Consider the following 23,520-nt stretch of genomic DNA (forward strand, 5'->3'; position numbering starts at 1 on the left):
ATCTACTTTAAGATGCCCTCTTCTTTATGTCTATAGTATAATAATTCATTAAAGAATTGGTTGTAGAATTGAACGGAGGGCTCTATATGCTTGTAGATTTTAGCGTGAAAAATTGTTTAAGTTATAAAGATGAAACATTATTTTCGATGGTGGCAGGAAGTCGACTTCGTAAATGGAAAGATACACATACCATGCAGTTTGATTCACTTCGTCTTGTGAAAAGCGCCTTTATTTTTGGACCAAATGGCAGTGGAAAATCCAATCTTTTTACCGCCATTAAAGTATTACGTTCCCTATTGTTTAACTTTGAAAGCTTAAATAATGTCAAGCAATTACGTCTGCCTTATCAACCATTTAAATTAGGAAAGCAGCAGGACAAACCAACAGAGTTTATGATTTCTATTTTTTTAGATGGAATATTATATGATTATGAAGTACAGTATAATGCTACTCAAGTTCTTTTTGAGCGTTTAACTAAAACAGCAGGCACAATGAAAGAGGAACTATTTGCTAGACAATGGGATGGCATAGAATATAAATATGAAACATTGCATGCGACAGCACAGGAATTAACAAAATATACACGTAATAATACAGCCTTTTTATCTGTTTTACATGTTTTCAATGATCCAGATGCAATCAAAATATTCGACTGGTTTTTACATAAAATTTTGTTCTTAGATGAAGCGAATCGGTTATCAAGCCATCCTCTTATTCGTAAACTTGAAGAGGAGCCTTTTAAAAAGGAAGTAATGAAGCTTCTTAAAATTGCAGATTTTTCAATTCAAGATGTTACAGCTAGACGTGTGGAGCGCAGAGAAAAAAATACCATTGGCTATGAATTTGACACTTCTGAGGTGATTCAAGAAGTAGATATCGACCTGCATTATTTAGCATTTGATGAAGCGGGTGCACCGATAGGCACGGATACGATTAATTGGACAATGGATTCAAAGGGCACAGTGCGCATGCTGCATTTAGCATGTGTCATGGTAGATGCGTATAATAAAGGAAAGACCATTTTTATCGATGAATTTGATACAGCTTTTCATGTATCAATTTGTGAGTTTTTAATGACGATTATGAATAGTAAGCGCAATTTAAGCAATCAATTTGTTGTAACAAGCCATGAAATCGAGTTGCTAGATCAGCCACTGCGCTCAGACCAAATTTGGTTTGTCAATAAAAGCTTTAAAAATGAATCTGAATTATATTCTTTATTTGATTTTGCAGATTTGCAAAAGAAGCGTGGAGATGTGACATATGCAAAGCGTTATTTAAAAGGAGAATTTGGCGCAACACCTGTGATTAATGAATATTTATCAGAACAATATTTAAAGGAAGCGGAGGTATCGAAGCAGTGAGAGTACGTCAACAAGGGAACCGAACACTGCGTAAAACGATTTTAATTTATTGTGAGGGTGAAACGGAGCGCATTTATTTTGAGCAAATGCGTATTTTGAAACGATCAAAAATGGTAAGCGTCAAAATTAAAAATGTGAAACGTTCTGCCATTAAGCTTGCTCAGCATGCATATCGAGATTCTAGCTATCAATATTTTGATGAGGTTTGGATTGTTTTTGATAAGGATGATTTAACAGAAAAGCAGTTGGAGGAAGTGAATACCTTTTGCGAAGAAAAAAATATCCATATTGCTTATACAAATGAGGCATTTGAATTATGGCTGCTGCTACATTTTGAGGAAGTTGATAGTACAGAAAAATACCCAAGAACTGTGTTAAACGATAAAATGGAGCAACATCTTGGCGTCAAGCGTTATTTCCGTCATAAAGCCGATGAATCCATTATTGCTCCTATCGCATTGCGTCATGAGGTAGCCATTAAAAACTGTGCTAATATGATGGCACTAAGGCAAACAGAGAGCCGTGATAATCCGTACTGTAACGTACATGAAATGATAAAATACATATTTTAACGAATGATAACTTACCATATCGTCAAATGATCGAGGATTCGTTGAAAGTAAATTTGCAGATGAGTCATATTGCAGCGGAATTGGTACGAGGCATTTAGTGGTGGAGGTCAATCTCTGCTTTACACGGGCAAACCATATGCCATTACTGTTTTGATGGTAATATTGCTCATACTCGAGCTGAAAAATAAAAAATTTAGCTATGTCTTGTGGCTAATCATCTAATACATATATGAATAGTACAAGAAAAGCCATCAGCATTGTTTCGCTGATGGCTTTGTTGATTATAAAGTGTTGCAGTTTTCACAGTGATGGCTGTAGCATTCACTTTGCTCTTCCATTTTTTCTCCACACTCTACACAAGTTTTCTCTGGTAAATTTCTGAAAAATTCCATAACGTTTTCTAACATATCTATTTCCTCCTCAACAGGTAACTGTTATATATAATTTATTTGATAATCGTATTGTATTATAACAGTTAGTGAACGTCAATAGAATAATCAGAAAATTTCGTATTATTTTTGTCGATTTTATGACAGTGAATAATTCTATATTTAGCAAACCTATCCATGAAAGGGTACAAGCGTTTATTTTTAGGGGACGGAGGCAGTTGGTAAAAAGGACACAAATATAGACACGACATATGGTGGGCTGTCAAGATATAGCCATTTTATGTCGAAATATAGGCATGTTTATAGCTGAAAAACATATAGTGTATATGGAGCCAATAGAGTATAAGATGAAAGGGGATTGCGTGGATAACTCAAAGTCAAATCAACACAAACATGTAAAGGATAATGCAAAGGATCAGCAATTAGAGGCATTTCGTGTTGACAATGATGATACAAGGATGACAACGAATCAAGGGTTAAGAGTGTCCAATGACGAGGACTCACTGAAGGCAGGTGTTCGGGGTCCTACCATTATGGAGGATTTTCATTTTAGGGAAAAAATGACTCATTTTGACCATGAACGAATTCCAGAGCGAGTTGTACATGCAAGAGGCTTTGCTGCGCACGGGGAATTTGAATTATATGAATCAATGAAGGAGTATACAAAGGCAGGCTTTTTGCAGGACCCGAAAAAGAAAACCCCTGTATTTGTAAGATTTTCGACAGTTGTTGGTAGCTTAGGCTCAATGGATACAGCGAGAGATGTCCGTGGATTTGCGACAAAATTTTATACAGATGAAGGAAATTATGATTTAGTGGGAAATAATATTCCTGTCTTTTTTATTCAGGATGCGATGAAGTTTCCAGATTTAATTCATGCAGTAAAGCCTGAACCACATAATGAAATGCCACAAGCAGCTTCTGCCCATGATACATTTTGGGATTTTGTAGCGAATAATCAGGAAATTGCCCATATGGTGATGTGGGTAATGTCTGACCGAGCTATTCCACGAAGCTTTCGTATGATGGAAGGCTTTGGTGTACACACATTCCGTTTTGTTAATGATAAAGGAAGATCAAGGTTTGTGAAATTTCATTGGAAGCCCGTACTTGGTGTGCATTCACTTGTTTGGGATGAGGCACAAATCATTGCAGGAAAAGATCCTGATTTTCAACGTCGAGATTTATGGGAATCCATTGAAATCGGTGATTATCCAGAATACGAGCTTGGTATTCAAATACTGGAACCAGAGGATGAATTTAAGTTTGATTTTGACATTTTAGATGCTACAAAGCTTTGGCCAGAGGAGCTAATACCCGTAAAGATAATTGGTAAAATGACTTTAAACCGCAATGTCGATAATGTTTTTGCTGAAACAGAGCAAGTTGCTTTTCATCCGGGAAATGTTGTCCCGGGTATTGATTTTACTAATGATCCACTATTACAGGGTCGCCTTTTCTCCTATTTAGATACACAGTTAATTCGTTTAGGAGGACCGAATTTTACAGAAATTCCGATTAATCGCCCTATCTGCCCTGTCCATAATAATCAACGTAATGGCTTTAATCGACAGGCAATTAATGTAGGGAAGGTCAGCTATCATAAAAATTCACTAGCCAATAATACGCCTGCCACTTCAACGGCAAAAGAGGGAGGCTATGTTCATTACGAGGAAAAGGTTGAAGGTCGCATTACTAGAGCGCGCAGTAAATCCTTTGATGATCATTTCTCACAGGCGCGGTTATTTTGGAATAGTATGTCCCAGCCTGAAAAGCAGCATATTATTGATGCCTTTAGCTTTGAGGTCGGAAAAGTGAAAAGTAAATCCGTTCGTCAGCAAGTAGTGGATATGTTTGCTCATGTCGATAAAGCACTAGCTACAACGGTAGCAGACAATGTTGGTGTGAATCGTCCTAGTGGAGAGCAGTCCAAGGTAACAGCCTCATCGCCTGCACTGAGTCAAGCCAATACAGTAAAATTACCTTATACGCTGAAAGTAGGTGTTTTAATTGGGGATGGCTTTGATGCAAACGAGGTTGGAGAGGTATTAAAACATTTAACAAGGCAGGGCGTGCGCTACAGCATTGTTGCTGATCGACTAGGCGTAATCACAAGCAATAGCGGTGTTCAATTAACAGCAAACGAAACATTTATCACGACAGATGCAGTATTATTTGATGCACTCTATATTGTTGGTGTAAGAGCAAATAATCAAGCTAAATTTAATACACATATTGTCAATTATATTAATGAAGCATATCGACACTATAAGCCGCTTGGATTCGCTACAACAGGCACAGCCTTTTTTAATATGTCGAATGCAAATATTGGTCCCGGTATTATTTTAGCAACAGGCAACAAAGACTTTGCCAAAAAATTTGTAGCTGCCATTGCTCAACAACGATTTTGGCAACGAAATATTTATTAAATAGTTTGATGAAAGCAGAATACTTGCGAGTAGAGTGAACACCCGCGGAGCTAGAAAAGCACCTATAAATCATTAATAAAAGGCACATTATAGGGGCATGAACTGCATCCTATAATGTGCCTTTTTATTAGTTGGCTTCAGGTTCTTCGTTCTGCTCCACAGGCGTTGTAGAGAGATATAAGAAAGCCTCGTCTTGCAAAAGCAATAATTTTTCTTCACAAATCCCGTGTGCCAATGGTCCAGAAAAAATAGACTCCCACCAAGTTCCAGTTGTTGTTGTCATTCATCTACGCCCCCGTTTCGATTTTAAATATGTAGTTGTAGACCCTCAACATAAAGAAAGAGGATTTTTGCCTATCAATGTTGTATCGTATAGACAATGATAGTTTGTTTCAAAATGACAAAACTATGTATGCCAATTTCAAAAAAGGGGTGCTTGATGAATGAATTTTACGTCACAAGATGTAGAAAATATGATTATGGAACAGCGTCAATTTTATTTTTCTCGTGCAACAAAAAGTGCAAAATTCCGCAAAGAGCAACTAATAAAATTAAAAAAAGCCATCCTAAAATATGAACAGGATATTGTCAATGCATTATATTTAGACCTTCGTAAAAGTGAATTTGAGGCTTATGCTACAGAAATTGGAATCGTTTTAGACAGTATTTCATATATGGTTAAGCATGTAGAGGAATGGATGGAACCAGAAGCTGTTAAAACACCGATTCAATATCAAATGGGAAAAAGCTTTATTGTGCGTGAGCCATACGGTGTAACATTAATTATTGGACCATTTAATTATCCATTTCAGCTTGTTATGGAGCCGCTAGTAGGGGCTATTGTGGGAGGTAATACAGCGATTGTCAAACCATCAGAGGCATCTGTACATACAGCTGCGATTGTAAAAAAAATAATTGAAGAAACCTTCCATCCTTCCTATGTACGTGTTGTGGAGGGAGAAAAAGAAGAGGTAACAGCTCTTATTCATGCGCCCTTCGACTATATCTTTTTTACGGGCAGTGTAGCGGTTGGAAAAGTGGTTGCAAAGGCAGCTGCAGAGCGCTTAACACCAATTGCGCTAGAGCTAGGTGGAAAAAGCCCAGCTATTGTCGATCAAACAGCTAATCTAGAAGTAGCGGCAAAGCGTATTGTATGGGGGAAATTTACCAACACAGGTCAAACTTGCGTAGCACCAGATTATGTATTGGTGCATAAGGATGTTTATGAGCCTTTTATGAAACTTGTAAAAGAAACGATACGTTCATTTTATGGGAAAAATCCATTGAAAAGCTCTGACTATGGTCGTATTGTCAACCTTAAACAATTTGATCGCTTACAGCAGATTATTATGGAGGAACGCGATGCGATTACATTTGGTGGACGAGTAGATCGCGATGATTTATATATTGAGCCAACAATTATTGAATATGTGAAATGGTCAAGTCCATCTATGCAGGAGGAACTTTTTGGACCTATTTTGCCTGTGATGATTTATCAGGATTTACCGCTTGTTATTCATCAAATTCGACAATTGCCAAAGCCATTAGCAGCGTATTTCTTCTCAGAGCATGAAAAGGCCATTCAATATTTCCTAGAGGAACTTCCATTTGGCGGTGGGTGTATTAATGATACAGTGACACATGTCGGAAACTTACATTTACCATTTGGCGGTGTTGGTCCTTCAGGCGTGAAAGCATACCATGGTAAAGCCAGCTTTGAAAACTTTACGCACCCTAAATCTATTTTAAAGAAATCCTCTAAGCTAGAAACGAATGTTCTTTTCCCTCCATATAAACAAAAGGTGAAGATTATACGTTCAATTATGAAATAACAAATGAGGCTATATGATGTTCCTCTTTCAGAGCTCTATACAAACATGTCGAAAAATGACGATTATTCATTATTAGTAAAAATTTTAAGAAAAACGTATTTTTTTATGACAATGAAAGCGTTTTTGTTGAAAAAATGCATGAGAGACATTTTATTTATCAAGAAATAAGTAGTAAAATAAGTTCAATAGAACGTGGGGGTTTTTTATTGTCATATTTTGTCGAATAGGCAAAAATAATGATATGAGTGTAGAGATTGATTGGAGGACTATGAAAATGTATGCAGAGGAATTGTTAAGTGCATTACCTTTGAAAAAAATAATTGGCGAGCTGCCAAGTCAAGTTAGTGATATTGTAATAGATTCAAGAAGTGTACAGCCAAATAGTATGTTTGTTTGTATTAAAGGCTATACGGTTGATGGGCATGATTATGCACAAAAGGCTATAGATAGCGGTGCAACAATTGTTGTAACAGAACGTAAATTACCCTTAAGTGAAAATATTGCACAGGTTATTGTGAAAGATACGGATCGTGCGGTAGGTTTATTAGCTGCCAAGTTCTTTGATTATCCTTCAAAGGATATAACAATGATTGGAGTTACAGGCACAAATGGTAAAACATCTGTCACAGGCATTATTCAAAACATTATGCAAGGCATGGGTGAAAAATCTGCATTAACGGGTACAATTGGCTTTAACTTAAATGGAATTTTATATGAATCTGCCAATACAACGAGCGATGCGCTATCAACACAGCAAATGATTTTTCGTGCAAAAATGGAAGGCTGTCGTTTAATGACGATGGAAGTTTCCTCACATGGACTAGCGCTTGGACGCTTAGCAGGGGTGGATTATGATATTGCTATTTTTACAAATCTCACGCACGACCATCTTGATTTCCATGGCACGATGGAGGAATATGGGCATGCAAAAGGTTTATTATTCTCCCAGCTTGGGCAAGATTTAGAAAAAAATAAATTTGTTGTACTAAATGCGGATGATCCTTGGTCAGAGCGCTATGCTGCAATGACACCATTTCCAGTTTGGACATATGGCTTAAAAAATGAAACAGCGGATTTCCGAGCTATTAACTGTGAATATCATGATTATATGACAATCTTTGATGTCGAGATGCCAGAGGGAATTTATCGTGTAAAAATGCATTTACTTGGTGAATTTAATATTTATAATGTATTAGCAGCAATGGTGGCATTCTATGGTCGCGGTTATTCCATGGAAACCATTATTGAACAAATTGAGCAATTACCGCCTGTTAAAGGGCGTATGGAAAAAGTATGCTCTGATTTGCCTGTGCAAATTTTTATTGATTATGCACATACACCAGATGCTATTGAAAAAGCCATCGAAGCAGCACAACCTTATAAAAAGGGCAAGCTGATTTTCTTAGTTGGAACGGGTGGCAATCGTGATAAATCGAAACGACCTGCTATGGCTGAAAAAGCGTCCGCAGCAGACTATGTTATTTTAACAACAGACGACCCTCGCTATGAGGACTATGACAGCATTACAAGTGACCTTGCGAAAGGCATGCAGCATAGCAATTATGCCTGCATTGGAGATCGTGCAGAGGCAGTACGTCATGCAATTGAAATTGCAGAGCCAGATGATATTATTATTTTTGCGGGTAAAGGGCATGAGGATTATCAAATTATCGAAAACACAAAATATCCGCATAGTGATGCAGAAATTGCACTAGAAGCAGGTCGTTTAAAATTTGTTTGATGGAAGAGAAGATTTTAGGAAAGCCTTTTAGTCGCCACTAAAAGGCTTTCTTTTTGGAGATTTTATGTAAAAAGGTTGTACGAAAGGCAGGACTTCTTTTATTATTAGGAAGTATGAAAAAAGGAGAATGACGAGATGAATGCTAATTTAGAAAAAGAGATATTATCACGTCGTACATTTGCCATTATCAGTCACCCTGATGCTGGGAAAACGACGATTACAGAAAAATTACTATTGTTCGGTGGCGCAATTCGTGATGCAGGGACGGTAAAAGGGAAAAAAACAGGCAAGTTTGCAACATCAGACTGGATGGAAATCGAAAAGCAACGTGGGATTTCTGTTACGTCATCCGTTATGCAATTTGATTATAATGGGTCACGCGTTAATATTTTAGATACACCTGGTCACCAAGATTTCTCAGAGGACACATATCGTACGTTAATGGCTGTTGATAGTGCTGTGATGGTAGTGGATGCTGCAAAAGGGATTGAGGCACAAACATTAAAGCTATTTAAAGTTTGTAAAATGCGTGGTATTCCGATTTTTACATTTATTAATAAATTAGATCGTCAAGGAAAAGAGCCGCTTGAGCTGATTGAAGAGCTTGAAGAGGTACTTGGTATCCAAGCATACCCAATGAACTGGCCAATTGGGATGGGGAAAGAGTTTCTTGGTATTTATGATCGTTATAATAAACGTATTGAGCAATTCCGAACAGATGAAGGGGAACGATTTTTACCAATTGATGACAATGGAGAGCTTGCTGTAGAGCATCCAATGAAGGTGACTTCTTATTACTCACAGGCAATGGATGATATTCTATTATTAGATGAAGCTGGTAATGAATACTCAGAGGAAAAAATTCGTCGAGGAGAGTTAACACCTGTATTCTTTGGCTCAGCATTAACAAACTTTGGTGTGCAAACATTCCTTGAAACATATTTACAGTTTGCACCAACACCACAGCCACGAATTACAGAGGATGAGCAGTTTATTGACCCTGTGGAACATGAGGAGTTTTCAGGCTTTATTTTCAAAATTCAAGCGAATATGAACCCTGCCCATCGTGATCGTATTGCCTTTGTGCGTATTGTTTCTGGTAAATTTGAGCGTGGTATGAATATGACACTTTCTCGCACAGGCAAATCCTTTAAAGTAACACAGTCTACACAGTTTCTTGCAGATGACCGTGAAACAGTGGATGAAGCGGTTGCTGGCGATATTATTGGCTTATATGATACAGGGACATATCAAATTGGTGACACAGTTGTAGGCGGTAAGAAAACATTCCAGTTTGAAAAGTTACCACAGTTTACACCAGAGCTATTTGTGCGTGTAACAGCGAAAAATGTGATGAAGTCAAAGCAATTCCATAAAGGGATTTTGCAATTAGTGCAAGAGGGTGCTATCCAATATTATAAAACATTGCATACAGAGGAAGTTATGCTTGGTGCAGTGGGGCAATTACAATTTGAAGTATTTGAGCATCGTATGAAAAATGAATACAATGTGGAAGTAAAAATGGAGCCAATCGGTTCAAAAATTGCACGTTGGATTGAAAATGAAGAGGATGTTAAAGAATCGATGTCTTCAAGCCGTTCAATGCTAGTGAAAGACCGCTTTGACAACCTTGTGTTCCTATTTGAAAATGAATTTGCAATGCGCTGGTTTGCTGACAAAAACGAAAATATCAAACTTTATAGCCTTCTATAATATGAAGATGAAATTAATTGAGCGCTCCGCCTTCTATAGTAAAGAAGCTAGCTAAATATAAATATTTAAACACGAATCGACAATTTTGCGATTCGTGTTTTTTTACAAGGAAAATTAAGGTTGTATGTAGAATTTAAACAGAGAGCTATTAGATAACCTGTTGATAAAATAATCTCCTTTTCGGCTATCATAGAAAGGAAGAGATAGAAAAGGAGCCTGTTTGCTATGAACATTAGTAATTTTTCCATTAAAAGACCCGTCTTTACAATAGTGACAATGCTTTTTGTTATTTTATTAGGCGGTGTATCATTATTAAAAATCCCTATAACACTTATTCCAGAGCTAAATCCTCCAATAGGAGTGGTTGTCACCTCCTATCCAGGAGCAAGTCCAGCTGAAGTTAATGAGAAGATTACCAAGCCCTTAGAGGCAACACTTGCCACCTTACCCGGTATTAAAAAGCTACAATCAACCTCACAAGAAGGAACCAATTTAATTGTCCTTGAGTTTAATTGGTCTACTAATATGGAAGATGTCCAACTTGATATTTTACAGCGCATTGATATGACACCGCTCCCAACTGATGCAGGCAAACCAAGCTTTTTAAAATTTGACCCATCTCAATTCCCGATTATTCAGCTATCACTTCGTGCAGAGAATAATGAGGTTGATGTGCGCCTATTAGTAGAGGAATTAGAGAAGGAGCTGCAACGAACAGAGGGTGTTGCTAGTGTTAATGTTTCTGGCAAGCTAATAGAGGAAGTACAAATTACATTAGATGAAGCAAAGCTTGTTGAAAAGGGCTTAACACAGACAGATATTATTCAAATCGTCCAATCAAATAATGTTTCGCTTCCTGGCGAGCCTGTTTTAACGGATGACGAGAAAATGCTAACAACGCGTATTGTTAGTACATTATCATCACCTGAAAGTATTGCACAGCTTATTGTGTCTGTGAACCCTTTAAATGGTGAACCATTAACGATTGGTGATGTTGCCACAGTAGAAAGAACAGAGCAGCAAGCGCTAACAACAACACGAGCTAATGACCATCCAGCCGTATTAATGTCTGTTTTGCAGGAATCAGGTGCAAATACAGCAGAGGTTTCAAAGGAATTCCAGCAAGCATTAGATGAGCTATTAGCCAAAGAACAGTACAAGGGCATTACAGCGGATATATTAGTTGACCAAGGTAGCTATGTAGATGTAGCTATTCAAAATATTGGCTCCTCCTTATTGCTAGGTGGATTATTTGCAATGCTTATTTTATTTGTTTTTTTACGAAATATAAAAAGTCCAATTATTATAGGGATTGCTATTCCCTACTCAGTTATTGTCACATTTGTGTTAATGTTTTTTGCTGATTTCACCTTAAATATTATGACATTAGGCGCTTTAGCATTAGGCATTGGGATGCTTGTGGATAATGCCATTGTTGTTATTGAAAATATTGAACGACATTTAGGACAGGGGAAAGACCCTATTACTGCTGCAAAGGAAGGAACAAGGGAAGTAGCTCTTGCCATAACAGCGTCAACATTCACAACAATAGTAGTATTTATTCCTGTGATGTTTATTGAAGGCTTGATTGGGCAAATTTTTACGGAATTTGCATTAACGATTTCCTTTAGTCTTTTCGCATCATTAGTAGTGGCGCTAACGGTAGTGCCGATGCTAGCAGGTCGTCTACTAAAAGCAACAACTACGAATATTTATCAAAAACGTAGTGATTCACGCTTTTATCAACGCTATAAAGCCTCGGTTATATGGGTGCTACAGCATCGTCTGCTTGTTATTTTTGTGACCATCATTTGCTTTGGTGGCGCATTATTTGGACTAACAAGAATCGGTACAGAGTTTTTGCCGCCAACAGATGAGGGCTTTACATCGATCAACGTTAATCTTGAAAAGGGTGTTGCTGTTTCAGAAACAGAGAAGGTTGTTGAGAAAATAGAGAAGCGTTTAAAGCAGGAAAAGGATGTGGATGTCTATGTTAGCTTAATTGGTGGTACACAGCAATCACAGGCACGCAATCAAACAAGTGCTAATCAAGCAGAATTATATGTCAAGCTTATTCCATTAGCACAACGAGAGCGTTCAATTTTTGAGTTTGTAGAGGAAGTGGAGCAAGATTTACAAGAAGAGTTAGGGCAGCAAGCTGATATTACATTTAGTGTATCAACGGCTACTGGCTCATCACCAAATACATTAACATTCCGCTTAACAGACTCTGATGAGCAAAGGCTACAGCTTGCCGTTCATGAAGTACAGCAGGAGCTACAGAATATTCCTGAAATAACAAATATCTCTACGGATTTAGATAACACTGTACAAGAAATTCAAATTGAGGTGAATCGAGAAAAGGCAAAAGATTATGGATTTGTACCAGCACAAATTGCTCAAGCTGTTAATCAAATGACAAAGGGGCAATTAACATCCCAGCTTATTGCGGAAGATGGTGCTGTATTACCTGTCTATACGGGCTTTGGACAAGCATTTAATCATAGTGTTGATGCATTAAAGGCGATGCAGCTACGATCACCAGCAGGATTATTTGTAAAATTAGCAGATATTGCAACCATTTCTATCGAGGAGGGTCCTGTTTCTATTCGTCGTTCAGATCAGGCAGCAGCGGTAGCGTTTTTTGTGGATTATGAAACAAAGGAATCATTGGGTGGTATTTCTGCAAAGGTAGATAAGGCATTAGCACAAGCTGATTTATCACCAACTACGCAAATTGTTTTTAGCGGAGATCGTGAGCTTTATGATAGTGCAATAGATGATATGCTGCTGGCAGTTGCTTTAGCAATTATCCTTGTTTATATTGTCATGGCTGCTCAATTTGAGTCGTTCAAGTATCCATTCGTTATTATGTTTACAGTACCATTAATGACTATTGGTGTAGCAGTAGCGCTGTTTACAACACATACATTAATCGGTGTAACCTCTGTTATCGGTATATTAGTGCTTGTGGGAATTGTTGTGAATAATGGCATTGTGCTTGTTGATTATATTAATCAGCAAAAGGCAAGGGGAATGACAGCTTATGACGCTATTTTACTTGCAACACAGGATCGAATGCGTCCAATTTTAATGACTGCATTAACAACTATTTTAGGGTTATTGCCACTAGCATTTGGTCTTGGTGAAGGAACAGAGATGAATCAGCCAATGGGCATTGCAGTAATTGGAGGGCTTGTGACCTCAACATTATTAACGCTGTATATTGTACCAGTTGTCTATAGTTTAGTGGATAAAGAAACAAGGAAGATGTGATGGATTTAAGGGAGGATGGGAGATGAAGCTTCACTTTTTTACAGGCTTTCCGGGATTTATAGCTAAGCAATTAATTCGAGCATTATTTCGAGAAAAACAGGCACAAGCAGTGATTGCCATTGTATTAGCAGGAGAAACCTTGAAGGCAAATCAGGAAAAAAGAAAATTATTAGAGGAGTTTCCTGACTGCTCCATTCGTATTGTAGAAGGGGATATTACATTACCCAATCTTGGACTAGACGATCAGATGATCGAGGAAATTGTCCCTAAAATTGAGGTGCTATGGCATTTAGCTGCTATTTACGATTTAGCTGTGCCACGCGATATTGCTTGGAAGGTAAATGTGCATGGAACAACAATGGTTAATGATTTTGCACGTAGCCTTCCTAACTTAAGACGCTATATGTATTTTAGCACAGCCTATGTAGCTGGTATGCGTGAAGGGATATTGCGTGAAAATGAGCTGATTCGACCGCTCGCCTTTAAAAATTACTATGAGGAAACCAAATATGAGGCTGAGCTTCGAGTCGAAGATTTAAAATCAGAAGTTCCACTAACCATTATTAGACCTGGTATTGTGCGAGGGCATTCAGCAACAGGGGAAACGACAAAATTTGATGGACCTTATTTCTTTTTGAATTTAGTGGACCGTTTAAAGGGGCTGCCTTTTATTCCGTATATTGGTCAATCAACAGTGACCATCAATGTAGTGCCAGTTGATTATATTTTAAATGCCTCTATATTTCTAATGAATGAAGAGGATGCAAAGGGAAAAACATTTCATTTAACAGACCCTAATCCGCATCCTGTACAGGAAGTGTACCGTACAATGGTGAAATTAATAACAAACAATTATCCAAGGGGACGCTTACCATTTTCATTGGCAAGGCTATCCTTACAAGTGCCATTTATTCGGAAAAAACTAGGGGTTGAACAAGAAACATTAGATTATCTAACATGGAACGCGGTATTTGATACTTCAGAAGCACAACGTATTTTACAAAAAGGCGGTATTACATGTCCTGATTTTATCCAGACAATGCCAAGGATGATTGAATTTTATTTAGCACATAAGGAAGATAAAACGTATCAAATTCAAATTAAATAATAGATATTTTTGTCAGTTATAAATGATAGTGCTATAATATTTAGCGAGGATACCTTACACATTTTGTTAAAGGGAAGTAGCTAACAGGTAACAATGGTTTACCTGATGTTATATTCGTTCAAATCGAATATGATGGTGAATTGCTCTATACGTAAAATGACTGACGTGTAGATTGGTGCATAAATGTAGTACCTATTTACTTAGCGAAACCTTTGCCTGAAAAAAGGCAGAGGTTTTTTTCGATTATTTTTACATTAGAATGGTCATTTTAAGGGTAGAGAGCTTAGAGGAGGCATTAATATGGAAGCAATTTTATTACAGTATGGCTGGGTGCTTATTGTACTTGTTGTATTAGAGGGATTACTTGCTGCAGATAATGCGGTTGTTATGGCTGTAATGGTGAAGCATTTACCACAAGAACAACAAAAAAAGGCACTATTTTATGGACTTTTTGGCGCGTTAATCTTTCGGTTCTCAGCTCTTTTTGTTATTACAGTATTGGTCAACTATTGGCAAATCCAGGCGGTCGGTGCAGCATATTTACTATTTATGTCTGCTAAAAATATTTATGATTTGCGTAAACATAGGGATGATGTTGAAGAAGACACAGATGATAAGCCAGCGAAAAAAGGCTCAGGCTTCTGGTTAACGGTGCTTAAGGTAGAAGCGGCTGATATTGCCTTTGCCATTGACTCCATGCTGGCAGCAGTTGCGATTGCGGTAACGTTGCCGCATTTGGGGGAATTTGATATTGGTGGCATCAATGGTGGGCAGTTTATAGTGATGCTGCTTGGTGGATTTATCGGTGTGATTATGATGCGATTTGCAGCACAATGGTTTGTTAAAATATTAAATGATTATCCTTCACTTGAAACAGCAGCATTTTTAATTGTAGGCTGGGTAGGTGTAAAGCTCGTTGTTTTAACATTAGCACATGAAAAAGTAGGCATATTGCCGCAAGAATTCCCACATTCGACTCCATGGGAATTAACATTCTGGATTGTGTTAATAGCGATAGCGTTTATCGGCTATTTAGTGGGTGTTCGCCGTAAAAAATAAAGAATATTGATTTTGAGGGATAGCGACAACTATTCCTCTTTCTTTTTGTAACAATTTTTTCTATACTATTATCTATCCAGTTGGGCAACCTAGATGGGAGGAGTTGTTACAGTGCCTTGGAAAAAATCATCTAATAGACTTGTCACACCGTTTCAGGTACTTGTTTCTTATTATTTTATAGCAATAGCGATTTCCTTCCTGTTACTACGACTTCCAGGCGTTCATCAAGAAGGGGTAAAGGTTTCCTTTTTAGATAGCTTATTTACTGCAGTTAGTGCAGTTAGCGTGACAGGATTAACAACGATTAATGTATCACAAACCTATACAACCTTTGGGCTTATGATGATTCTTGTGATTTTACAGCTAGGGGCTATTGGAATTATGTCATTAGGAACATTTGTATGGCTATTAGTAGGGAAAAAAATTGGCATGCGTGAACGCCAATTAATTATGATTGACCATAATCAATACAATTTATCAGGCGTTGTGAAATTGATTCGAGAAATTGTTAAAATTTTAATTGGTATTGAAGTAACAGGAGCCTTTATTTTAACGCTCCATTTTACCAATTATTTTGATACATTTGAAGAAGCCTTTTTACATGGCGTATTTGCCTCGATTTCGGCTACAACTAATGGTGGCTTTGATATTACAGGCATGAGCCTATTGCCGTTTCATGATGATTATTTTGTTCAAATGGTGACAATGATACTAATTGTGCTAGGGGCTATTGGATTCCCTGTATTAATTGAGTTAAAAACATTTTTGCTTAAACGACATATGAATTTTCGTTTTAGCTTATTTACAAAAATCACTACAACAACATATGCAATTTTATTTGTTGTAGGAGCACTTGTCATTTTATTGCTTGAGTCATTCCACTCTTTTAAGGAAATGTCTTGGCATGAGGCTCTTTTTTCAGCAATGTTTCATTCTGTATCAACAAGATCAGCTGGTTTAACAACATATGATGTGACGACATTTAGTGAAGCAACAGATATATTTATGAGCTTTTTAATGTTTATCGGCTCTTCACCAAGCTCAGTAGGTGGAGGGATTCGTACAACTACTTTTGCAATAGCAATTTTATTTTTAATTACTTATGCAAGGGGTAAAGAGGATATCCAAATATTTGGACGAGAAATTCATTTAATTGATGTTTTCCGTTCATTTGTTGTTATTTTATTAGCTTTTTTTATGGTGTTAACAGCCACTATTATTTTGCTCATTACAGAGCCTCAGGCGTCCTTAATTCAAATTATTTTTGAAATTACATCAGCGTTTGGTACGTGTGGGATGTCATTAGGCATTACATCTGATTTATCTATCATCGGTAAAGTTATTATTATGATGTTAATGTTTATTGGTCGAGTTGGTTTAATTTCCTTCCTTTATACGCTTGGTGGTGGTGGAAGGGGCAAAAAATCAAGCTTCCATTATCCAAAGGAACGTGTGATTATTGGATAAATTATCACTATTTAGCATGAAGTATGCAAATAAAAATCAGGCACTTAACTAAGTACCTGATTTTTATTTTTATGACTTTCTTCTATTATATAGTGTAAAAAAATAATAGAAGATGTCGAATTTTGTAGGTAAAGAAAGATTGACGCCTTCTTATTTGCTCCCTATACTAACAATTACTAGAGATTTTAAAATGGATAAGCCGTCCCTGTCATATTGAGAATAGGTTGAAGTTGTATACAGAGAAAGTGAGTATAGTGAAACACGATGGTATACAAAGCTTTATGGCATAAAAATATGCTAGAGTTAAAAACCCTGCATAGAGCATAGAGGCTAAAATCTAGCCTGTGGAAAGTTCACTATGGATATTTAATATAAGTTGCAAGAAAATATTAAAATAGAGCAGTGGACATAAAAAATTCAAAAAATTTTAAATTTAACTTTCCCGAATATAAATAGATCGAATGGGTATTACTTACAGATTTAATTTACCTCTATTTAAGGATTTTGACCTAATTTTTGTCGAAAAAGCTTGTGAACACTATACTGATTTCTAATAGCTCTAACATTTATTAGAAATAACGTAAATCTACTAATAGATAGTAAAAATCCACCTTGCTTTTCTATAAAAGCGAGGCAGATTTTTTACATTCTCAGATTTCTTATATTACTTTACTGTCATTTCAGCATATTGTTCTGTAAAATGGATTGTAGCAAAGTAAGGAGCTTGACCATGACGGAAATAAGTTAAAAGATAGCCGTTTTTTTGTACGATTTTGCCATTTAGGAAATGTTGGTAATCAAGTGCATATGGAATCACTAATGTATGTTTAAACAACTCTTTTTCAGTTAACTTAAAGCTTGCAAACTCTTCACCAGCAATCGCAGGATTTTCACGTAGTGCATGATAAATAGCTTTCTGCTGTTGTGCTGTCGGTCGCTCTTTCCACCATAGCTTGCGCGGTTGGAATTGCTGAGCCATCAAATAGTCTAGCTGCATTAGACTTTTAATAATATCTAAATTTGCATCATCCACTGTTTCTAAAAACATCAATAATCGGCGGAATAAATCTTCTAGCTGATGGCCAATACGTGACCAACCTTTTGTTTCCCAGTATGTGCCAAAGCTTTGGAAGAAATCAAATGGTGTGGCGAAAACCTCTGTTACTAAATATTCAATCGTATTATCCATACGATGATCATTCCAATATTTTTCAAGAACATCCTCTGCATGTTTAATGCGTACAATATCGTCAAATGTTAGAACGTTATTGGAGAAAATTTCATAAGGGGCAATATCCACATAAGTATAACCGAACTTTTCAGCCTCTACTCGAAGACCTGTCCCACGTAAAAGCTTTAAAAAACCAAGCTGTAGCTCCTCTGGACGCATAGCAAAAACATCATTAAAAGTTTGACGGAAGCTTGTATAATCTTCCTCAGGTAAGCCAGCAATTAAATCTAAATGCTGATCAATTTTGCCACCTTCTTTAACCATTGTCACTGTACGTTTTAATTTTTCAAAGTTTTGACGTCGTTTCACAAGTGTATTGGTTAAATCATTGGTTGACTGGACACCAATTTCAAAACGGAACAAGCCTTTTGGTGCATTATCATTTAAAAATTGGATAACCTCTGGACGCATAATATCTGCTGTAATTTCAAACTGGAAGACAACACCAGGCTTATGCTCATCAATTAAAAACTGGAACATTTCCATCGCATAGCTGCGACTAATGTTAAAGGTACGGTCTACAAATTTAATTGTACGAGCTCCGTGATCCATTAGAAAGCGAATATCATCCTTTATTTTTTCACGGTTAAAGTAGCGCACACCAACCTCGATTGAAGATAAACAAAACTGACAGCTAAATGGACAGCCACGACTTGTTTCAATGTACTGAATTCGTTTACTTAGATGTGGTAAATCTTCCTCAAAACGAAACGGACTTGGTAATTCACGTAAATCAATTTTTGGTGGCTGCGCGTGAATTTTTACTTTATCATCTACTAAATAGCAAATCCCGGGAACATCCTCCAACAATATTTCACCATGTAAATAACGTAATAGTTGTTTAAATGAAGTTTCCCCTTCACCCATAACAATAAAGTCTACTTCTGGAATCCGACGTAGCCAATGATGAGAATCGTAAGAAACCTCAGGTCCTCCAAGCAAAATTTTAATATTTGGACAGACAGTTTTTAACATCTTAATAACATGAATTGTTTCTTCGATATTCCATATATAACAGCTAAATCCAACAATATCAGGTTTTTTTTGGAACAAATCTGATACAATATTAAATGCAGGGTCTTTAATTGTATACTCTGTTATAATTGGATTAAATTCTGGTAGCGCGGCGCCCTTTAAATAGCGCAATGCTAAATTTGTGTGTATATATTTGGCGTTTAAAGTCGTTAAAATAGTATTCATAGAACAATCTTCCTTTCAATATCTAATTGTAACAGTCAAGTATCTGACATACAATATAATTCTTTTTACCTATTTATTTTGTGAACGGTTCGTGAAATAATTTAAAATACTTAAATTTACTAAATTTTGTAATAATAGAATCGTACTGTCATAAAGTATAGTAAAGGCTCAAAATTCGATTTAGAGGTTTTTTACTCTTTTGAAAGGTTCGGTGAGAAAGTTGAAGCAAAATGATATTAATCAATGTTTTGGAAATCTTATGAAAAGTACTTCGTCACCAACACTTATACTCAATAAAGCAGGGAAAATTTTGAACGTAAATGAGGCTGCTATCCAACTTTTTAATCTTAATTTAACGTATATTGGCTATTTAGCTATGGACGAGCCATCTAATTTAAAATGGGCAAAATTTGTTAAACAACTACAATGTGATTTACGGTCAGAAGAAATCTTTAATATTCGAACAACTGGAAATGAGTTCGAAATGCTATCATTTAAGTGTTTTTATGATCCACATACAGAGGAAATTGTAGCACAAATTTCAACATTAACGGATGATATTGCTCATCAATTATACGTTAGTCAGGTACATGAGAAATCCCAATCTTTTAATGCTTATGATTACTTACCATATGCAGTAATTGTAAGTGATGCTAGTGGCATTATACTTGGGCTTAATAAATATGCAGAAATGTTTCTAAAAGTGGAAAGTTCACAGCTTCTCCATAAAGCACATCAACATATATTTGATTCATTTACATTAAAAAAAGGGCAGATTACCACATATCTTTCAAAGCTAATGGGTGACAAGCATGCAAGTATTCATGTAGTGGATGAAACACAGGTTAGCAGCACATGCTATTATGAAATTTCAAGTATTTTTGATGAATATAATAATATTATTGTGACAGTGATTAACGATGAAACAGAGAAAAAGCAATTGCAGCATAAAGTTGAGCATCAACAAGCGTTAAATGTTGTTGGGCAGATGGCTGCAAGCATTGCGCATGAGATTCGAAATCCCTTGACATCACTAAAAGGGTTTACTGAATTATTGAAGTTAAACGCTGACGATGAATCACGTATGTATCTCTCTGTCATTGATAGTGAGCTCCAACGAATGGAACAAATTTTATCTGAGCTATTAGTATTGTCCAAGCCAACAACGATGAAGATGGAATTATTAGAGCTGGATCATCTTGTGAAACAGGTCGTTGAATTTATGCTGCCTGATGCAATGATGAAAGATATTATGATTCAGTATATTTCTACCTCTCAACAAGTGTATATTGGTGGCAATGAAAGTCGATTAAAGCAAGTGTTTATGAATTTGATTAAAAATGCAATGGAGTCTATGCATAGTGGTGGTACGATTACTGTTGAAATGATAACAAATGATTGTTCAATTGCTGAACTAATGATTAAAGATGAAGGTGTCGGTATGGATAGTGCAACATTACAAAATCTATTCCAGCCTTTTTATACAACAAAATCAAAAGGGACAGGGCTAGGCCTTGCTTTTGTAAAAAAGGTGATTGAAGAGCATGATGGTATAATAGCTGTTAATAGTGAGTTACAGAAAGGAACAAGTTTCCATTTACAATTCCCAATTTACACATTTAATCAAATGGATACGTTAGAAGTGCCCGCGAAAAACTCTGCTTATTTAGTAACATAATAAGAGTAAAAATGCTTATTTAATAAACAATAAATATGCTATATGAGAGATTGCTTTTGACAATGCTTTTCTAATATCGCTATAATGTCAAGTAGAAGAGTGAATTGAAAGGGAAAAGGATATGACGTCAGAAGATTTAAAGCAATCTTTAAAATTATATATTGTATTATCGCGTGCGCTTAAGGCTGTTAATGAAAAAACACATCAATTATTTCAAGAAAATGGTCTAAACCCAACTGAATTTGCTGTTTTAGAGCTGCTTTATCATAAAGGAAGACAGCCATTACAGCAAATAGGCAATAAAATTTTGCTTGCCAGTGGGTCTATTACGTATGTCATTGATAAGCTTGAAAAGAGAGGCTATTTATTGCGTGTTTCATGCCCGTCAGATCGTCGTGTTACATATGCTGAAATTACTGAAGAGGGTGAAGCTTTTATGAGAGAGCTTTTCCCAAAACATGAAAAGCATTTACATGAATTGATGAGTGTATTATCTCCCGAAGAGCAAGAGCAAGCCATTATACTATTAAAGAAAATTGGCCTTTCTATTAAAGATTTGTCTTATTAACTTGCAATAAGTCCAAAATGATTATTCCGATGTATGAGAAGAGAGGAATAGTTATTTTGATGTTTGCTTCCGTATGTTTGAAGATAGAAGCACCTTACCTATTGAGTATTATCAAAAGTTGTCTTATTAAATTAAGACAGCTTTTTTGTATGGAAATAAAAAAGAAGGGGCGCCTCAACATAACTGTTCAGACGCCACCTTACTTTAAGTGTATGCATTATTATTTTTTAGAAATAGTTGCTGCCATGTTTAACATAGCATCTGTTAAATCTTGTTCATCATTATCATGGATTGTTAGCTTTGTAATCAGACCATCCTTTTCAAACACAACGCCAATTACTTTTTCTGTATCAAAGTCAACAACATAACCTTCAATATTTTGTACATCCTTGAATGCTGCTAATTCATCAGCAGATAATGCTACTGTTTCGCCTACAGCATTCATATAATCTTGCATAGTTGTTTTAACATCTGCAAAGCTTGCTTGTGAAGCATCGATTGCCTCGATACGCATAAATACTTCGTCATCATCATTTGATACCAGCATATCTTTACCTGGCTCTTCTTGTGTTAATGTAAACCCTGGAAGCTGTTGTAGCTTATAGCCTTGATCAGCACTTTTAGACTCAGATGCTGTTTCAGTTTTATTTTCACCTTTTTGCACATAGTTAACATCTTGCTGAGGCTGCTCAGCAGTGCCATCTGTTTCTGTATCATCAGATGTCGGTGTATCATCACTAGCGTCTGTTTCCTCTGATTGATCAGGTGCTTCGTTATCAGGTGTTTCATTATCGGATGGTTGTTGCTCGGCGCCAGTATTAGAAGGTTCATTTTGTTCGGCATCTGTATCTCCTGTTTTTTCAGAGGTGTTACAGCCTACAACTAATACAGCGGTTAGTAATAATGCAAGGATAGAAAATAATTTTTTTTGCATAAAAAACCCTCCCTTTCTAAATTAAACGTTTGTAAAGATAAAATGTTTCCAACTTTAATGTTATGATGTTAAAGGTAACACCAAAAATAATAGTAGTACAAAAACGACATGGGCTACAATAACAAGGGGCATGCTTTTACGCCATTCATATAAAAAGCCCCAAAGAAGACTTGCGACAAGCGCAGCAATGACACCAAGCATAAAGCCGCTAATAGCAATTGATATAGCGCATAGTACAGCAGTAACAATAACAGCAAAAACTGGGCGCATAAAGCGTTTTAACTGCTGTTGAACATAGCCACGCCAAAATAGTTCTTCACCAATGGAAACGATAAAAACAAGTAAAGCATAGTGCCAAATATTTTGCGGTCCATAGGTTGCTAAAAATTTTTGAACAGACTGTACTAAATTATCGTTAATATACGGTGCGAGCCAGTAACCAAAGCGAGTAATTCCATATGTGATTGTGCCGTACCCAATACCGAAAAGTAAAAATTGCCATGTTGGTAGTTGGTCTTCAATAGTACCTGCTAAAATAGCGATGGCAATACATACGAGTAGCGTAAATGCATACATGTACCAAAATACAGCCTGATTAGCAAAAGTAAAGGCAAGCATACTATAAACGAATAATAAAGAAAGGAGAAGCATGATTGTTTGTTTCGAATTTATTGACATATTCGACCTCCATGCTTTAATTTTATCAAAAAAAAAGCCCCATATCATCTATAAAGACAAATAGGGACTATTCAGACTTTTGATTTAAGCTTCATTTGTATATAAAATTTTATAACGTTTATGATTGACGACTGTTTTTTCTTCAATTTCAAGGGAATTGAAATTCTCCATATATGTTAAATTAACAATTACAGAATTTTCATTGACCTTTTCAACAATACCTTGAAGACCATTTTTAAACTCGATAATATTTCCAACTTCAGCTATTTTCACAGACAGTC

General features: G+C 36.4%; 18 protein-coding genes. 12 read left to right on the top strand and 6 right to left on the bottom strand.

The genetic code is table 11. The annotated features are described in order from the left end of the window. Nucleotides 1-86: 86 nt before the first annotated feature. Nucleotides 87-1,364 carry an AAA family ATPase gene (locus MHB42_RS03845; RefSeq protein ID WP_340804483.1) on the top strand — a complete coding sequence of 426 codons (1,278 nt, stop codon included), beginning with the start codon at nt 87-89 and terminating at the stop codon, nt 1,362-1,364. Continuing rightward, entirely contained in the window at nt 1,361-1,936 is a 576-nt protein-coding gene (locus MHB42_RS03850) for an RloB family protein (RefSeq protein WP_340804484.1), read from the top strand. The genes MHB42_RS03845 and MHB42_RS03850 overlap by 4 nt, the downstream gene beginning before the upstream one ends. A gap of 281 nt (nt 1,937-2,217) precedes the next feature. Here the strand turns inward: MHB42_RS03850 and yhfH are convergent, their stop codons facing one another. Then, nucleotides 2,218-2,343, bottom strand: coding sequence for a protein YhfH (gene yhfH, locus MHB42_RS03855; protein ID WP_340804485.1), 126 nt, complete (start codon nt 2,341-2,343; stop codon nt 2,218-2,220). Nucleotides 2,344-2,672: 329 nt separating this feature from the next. On the opposite strand from yhfH, the gene MHB42_RS03860 reads away from it, so the two are divergent. Further along, nucleotides 2,673-4,754 (top strand): catalase, encoded by a 2,082-nt coding sequence (locus tag MHB42_RS03860; protein ID WP_340808525.1) that lies wholly within the window; start codon nt 2,673-2,675, stop codon nt 4,752-4,754. A gap of 127 nt (nt 4,755-4,881) precedes the next feature. On the opposite strand, the gene MHB42_RS03865 is transcribed toward MHB42_RS03860, so the two are convergent. Next, the gene (locus tag MHB42_RS03865; RefSeq protein ID WP_340804486.1) at nt 4,882-5,037 is read right to left on the bottom strand and encodes a hypothetical protein; all 156 of its coding nucleotides are present in this window, start codon (nt 5,035-5,037) and stop codon (nt 4,882-4,884) included. Between the two features lie 160 nt (nt 5,038-5,197). Between MHB42_RS03865 and MHB42_RS03870 the strand changes: the two genes are divergently transcribed. The 7 genes from MHB42_RS03870 to MHB42_RS03900 all read left to right on the top strand — a co-directional run bounded on the left by MHB42_RS03870 (nt 5,198) and on the right by MHB42_RS03900 (nt 16,950). Then, entirely contained in the window at nt 5,198-6,586 is a 1,389-nt protein-coding gene (locus MHB42_RS03870) for an aldehyde dehydrogenase (RefSeq protein WP_340804487.1), read from the top strand. 274 nt (nt 6,587-6,860) lie between these two features. Then, nucleotides 6,861-8,327 (top strand): UDP-N-acetylmuramoyl-L-alanyl-D-glutamate--2,6-diaminopimelate ligase, encoded by a 1,467-nt coding sequence (locus tag MHB42_RS03875; protein ID WP_340804488.1) that lies wholly within the window; start codon nt 6,861-6,863, stop codon nt 8,325-8,327. Nucleotides 8,328-8,462: 135 nt separating this feature from the next. Continuing rightward, nucleotides 8,463-10,040 carry a peptide chain release factor 3 gene (locus MHB42_RS03880; RefSeq protein WP_340804489.1) on the top strand — a complete coding sequence of 526 codons (1,578 nt, stop codon included), beginning with the start codon at nt 8,463-8,465 and terminating at the stop codon, nt 10,038-10,040. A gap of 225 nt (nt 10,041-10,265) precedes the next feature. Then, the gene (locus MHB42_RS03885; protein ID WP_340804490.1) at nt 10,266-13,316 is read left to right on the top strand and encodes an efflux RND transporter permease subunit; all 3,051 of its coding nucleotides are present in this window, start codon (nt 10,266-10,268) and stop codon (nt 13,314-13,316) included. Between the two features lie 22 nt (nt 13,317-13,338). After that, a complete protein-coding gene (locus MHB42_RS03890; RefSeq protein WP_340804492.1) occupies nt 13,339-14,424 on the top strand; it encodes an SDR family oxidoreductase in 1,086 nt (361 codons plus the stop codon). Nucleotides 14,425-14,724: 300 nt separating this feature from the next. Next, entirely contained in the window at nt 14,725-15,483 is a 759-nt protein-coding gene (locus tag MHB42_RS03895) for a TerC family protein (RefSeq protein WP_340804493.1), read from the top strand. 111 nt (nt 15,484-15,594) lie between these two features. Next, entirely contained in the window at nt 15,595-16,950 is a 1,356-nt protein-coding gene (locus MHB42_RS03900; protein WP_340804494.1) for a TrkH family potassium uptake protein, read from the top strand. 664 nt (nt 16,951-17,614) lie between these two features. Here MHB42_RS03900 and MHB42_RS03905 read toward each other — a convergent pair. Then, nucleotides 17,615-19,381 (bottom strand): B12-binding domain-containing radical SAM protein, encoded by a 1,767-nt coding sequence (locus MHB42_RS03905; protein WP_340804495.1) that lies wholly within the window; start codon nt 19,379-19,381, stop codon nt 17,615-17,617. Between the two features lie 259 nt (nt 19,382-19,640). Between MHB42_RS03905 and MHB42_RS03910 the strand changes: the two genes are divergently transcribed. After that, nucleotides 19,641-21,059: an ATP-binding protein gene (locus MHB42_RS03910; protein WP_340804496.1), complete on the top strand. Its 1,419-nt coding sequence runs from the start codon at nt 19,641-19,643 to the stop codon at nt 21,057-21,059. Nucleotides 21,060-21,180: 121 nt separating this feature from the next. Beyond that, a complete protein-coding gene (locus tag MHB42_RS03915) occupies nt 21,181-21,627 on the top strand; it encodes a MarR family winged helix-turn-helix transcriptional regulator (protein WP_340804497.1) in 447 nt (148 codons plus the stop codon). A 220-nt stretch (nt 21,628-21,847) separates the two neighbouring features. Here the strand turns inward: MHB42_RS03915 and MHB42_RS03920 are convergent, their stop codons facing one another. The 3 genes from MHB42_RS03920 to MHB42_RS03930 form a co-directional block, all read right to left on the bottom strand. Further along, nucleotides 21,848-22,561, bottom strand: a complete 714-nt coding sequence (locus MHB42_RS03920; RefSeq protein WP_340804498.1) for a hypothetical protein — start codon at nt 22,559-22,561, stop codon at nt 21,848-21,850. A 60-nt stretch (nt 22,562-22,621) separates the two neighbouring features. Next, the gene (locus MHB42_RS03925) at nt 22,622-23,239 is read right to left on the bottom strand and encodes a CPBP family intramembrane glutamic endopeptidase (RefSeq protein ID WP_340804500.1); all 618 of its coding nucleotides are present in this window, start codon (nt 23,237-23,239) and stop codon (nt 22,622-22,624) included. A gap of 84 nt (nt 23,240-23,323) precedes the next feature. Beyond that, nucleotides 23,324-23,512: a YkvS family protein gene (locus tag MHB42_RS03930; protein WP_053993713.1), complete on the bottom strand. Its 189-nt coding sequence runs from the start codon at nt 23,510-23,512 to the stop codon at nt 23,324-23,326. Nucleotides 23,513-23,520 lie beyond the last annotated feature (8 nt).

This window comes from Lysinibacillus sp. FSL K6-0232 (assembly GCF_038008325.1).
GTDB lineage: Bacteria > Bacillota > Bacilli > Bacillales_A > Planococcaceae > Lysinibacillus.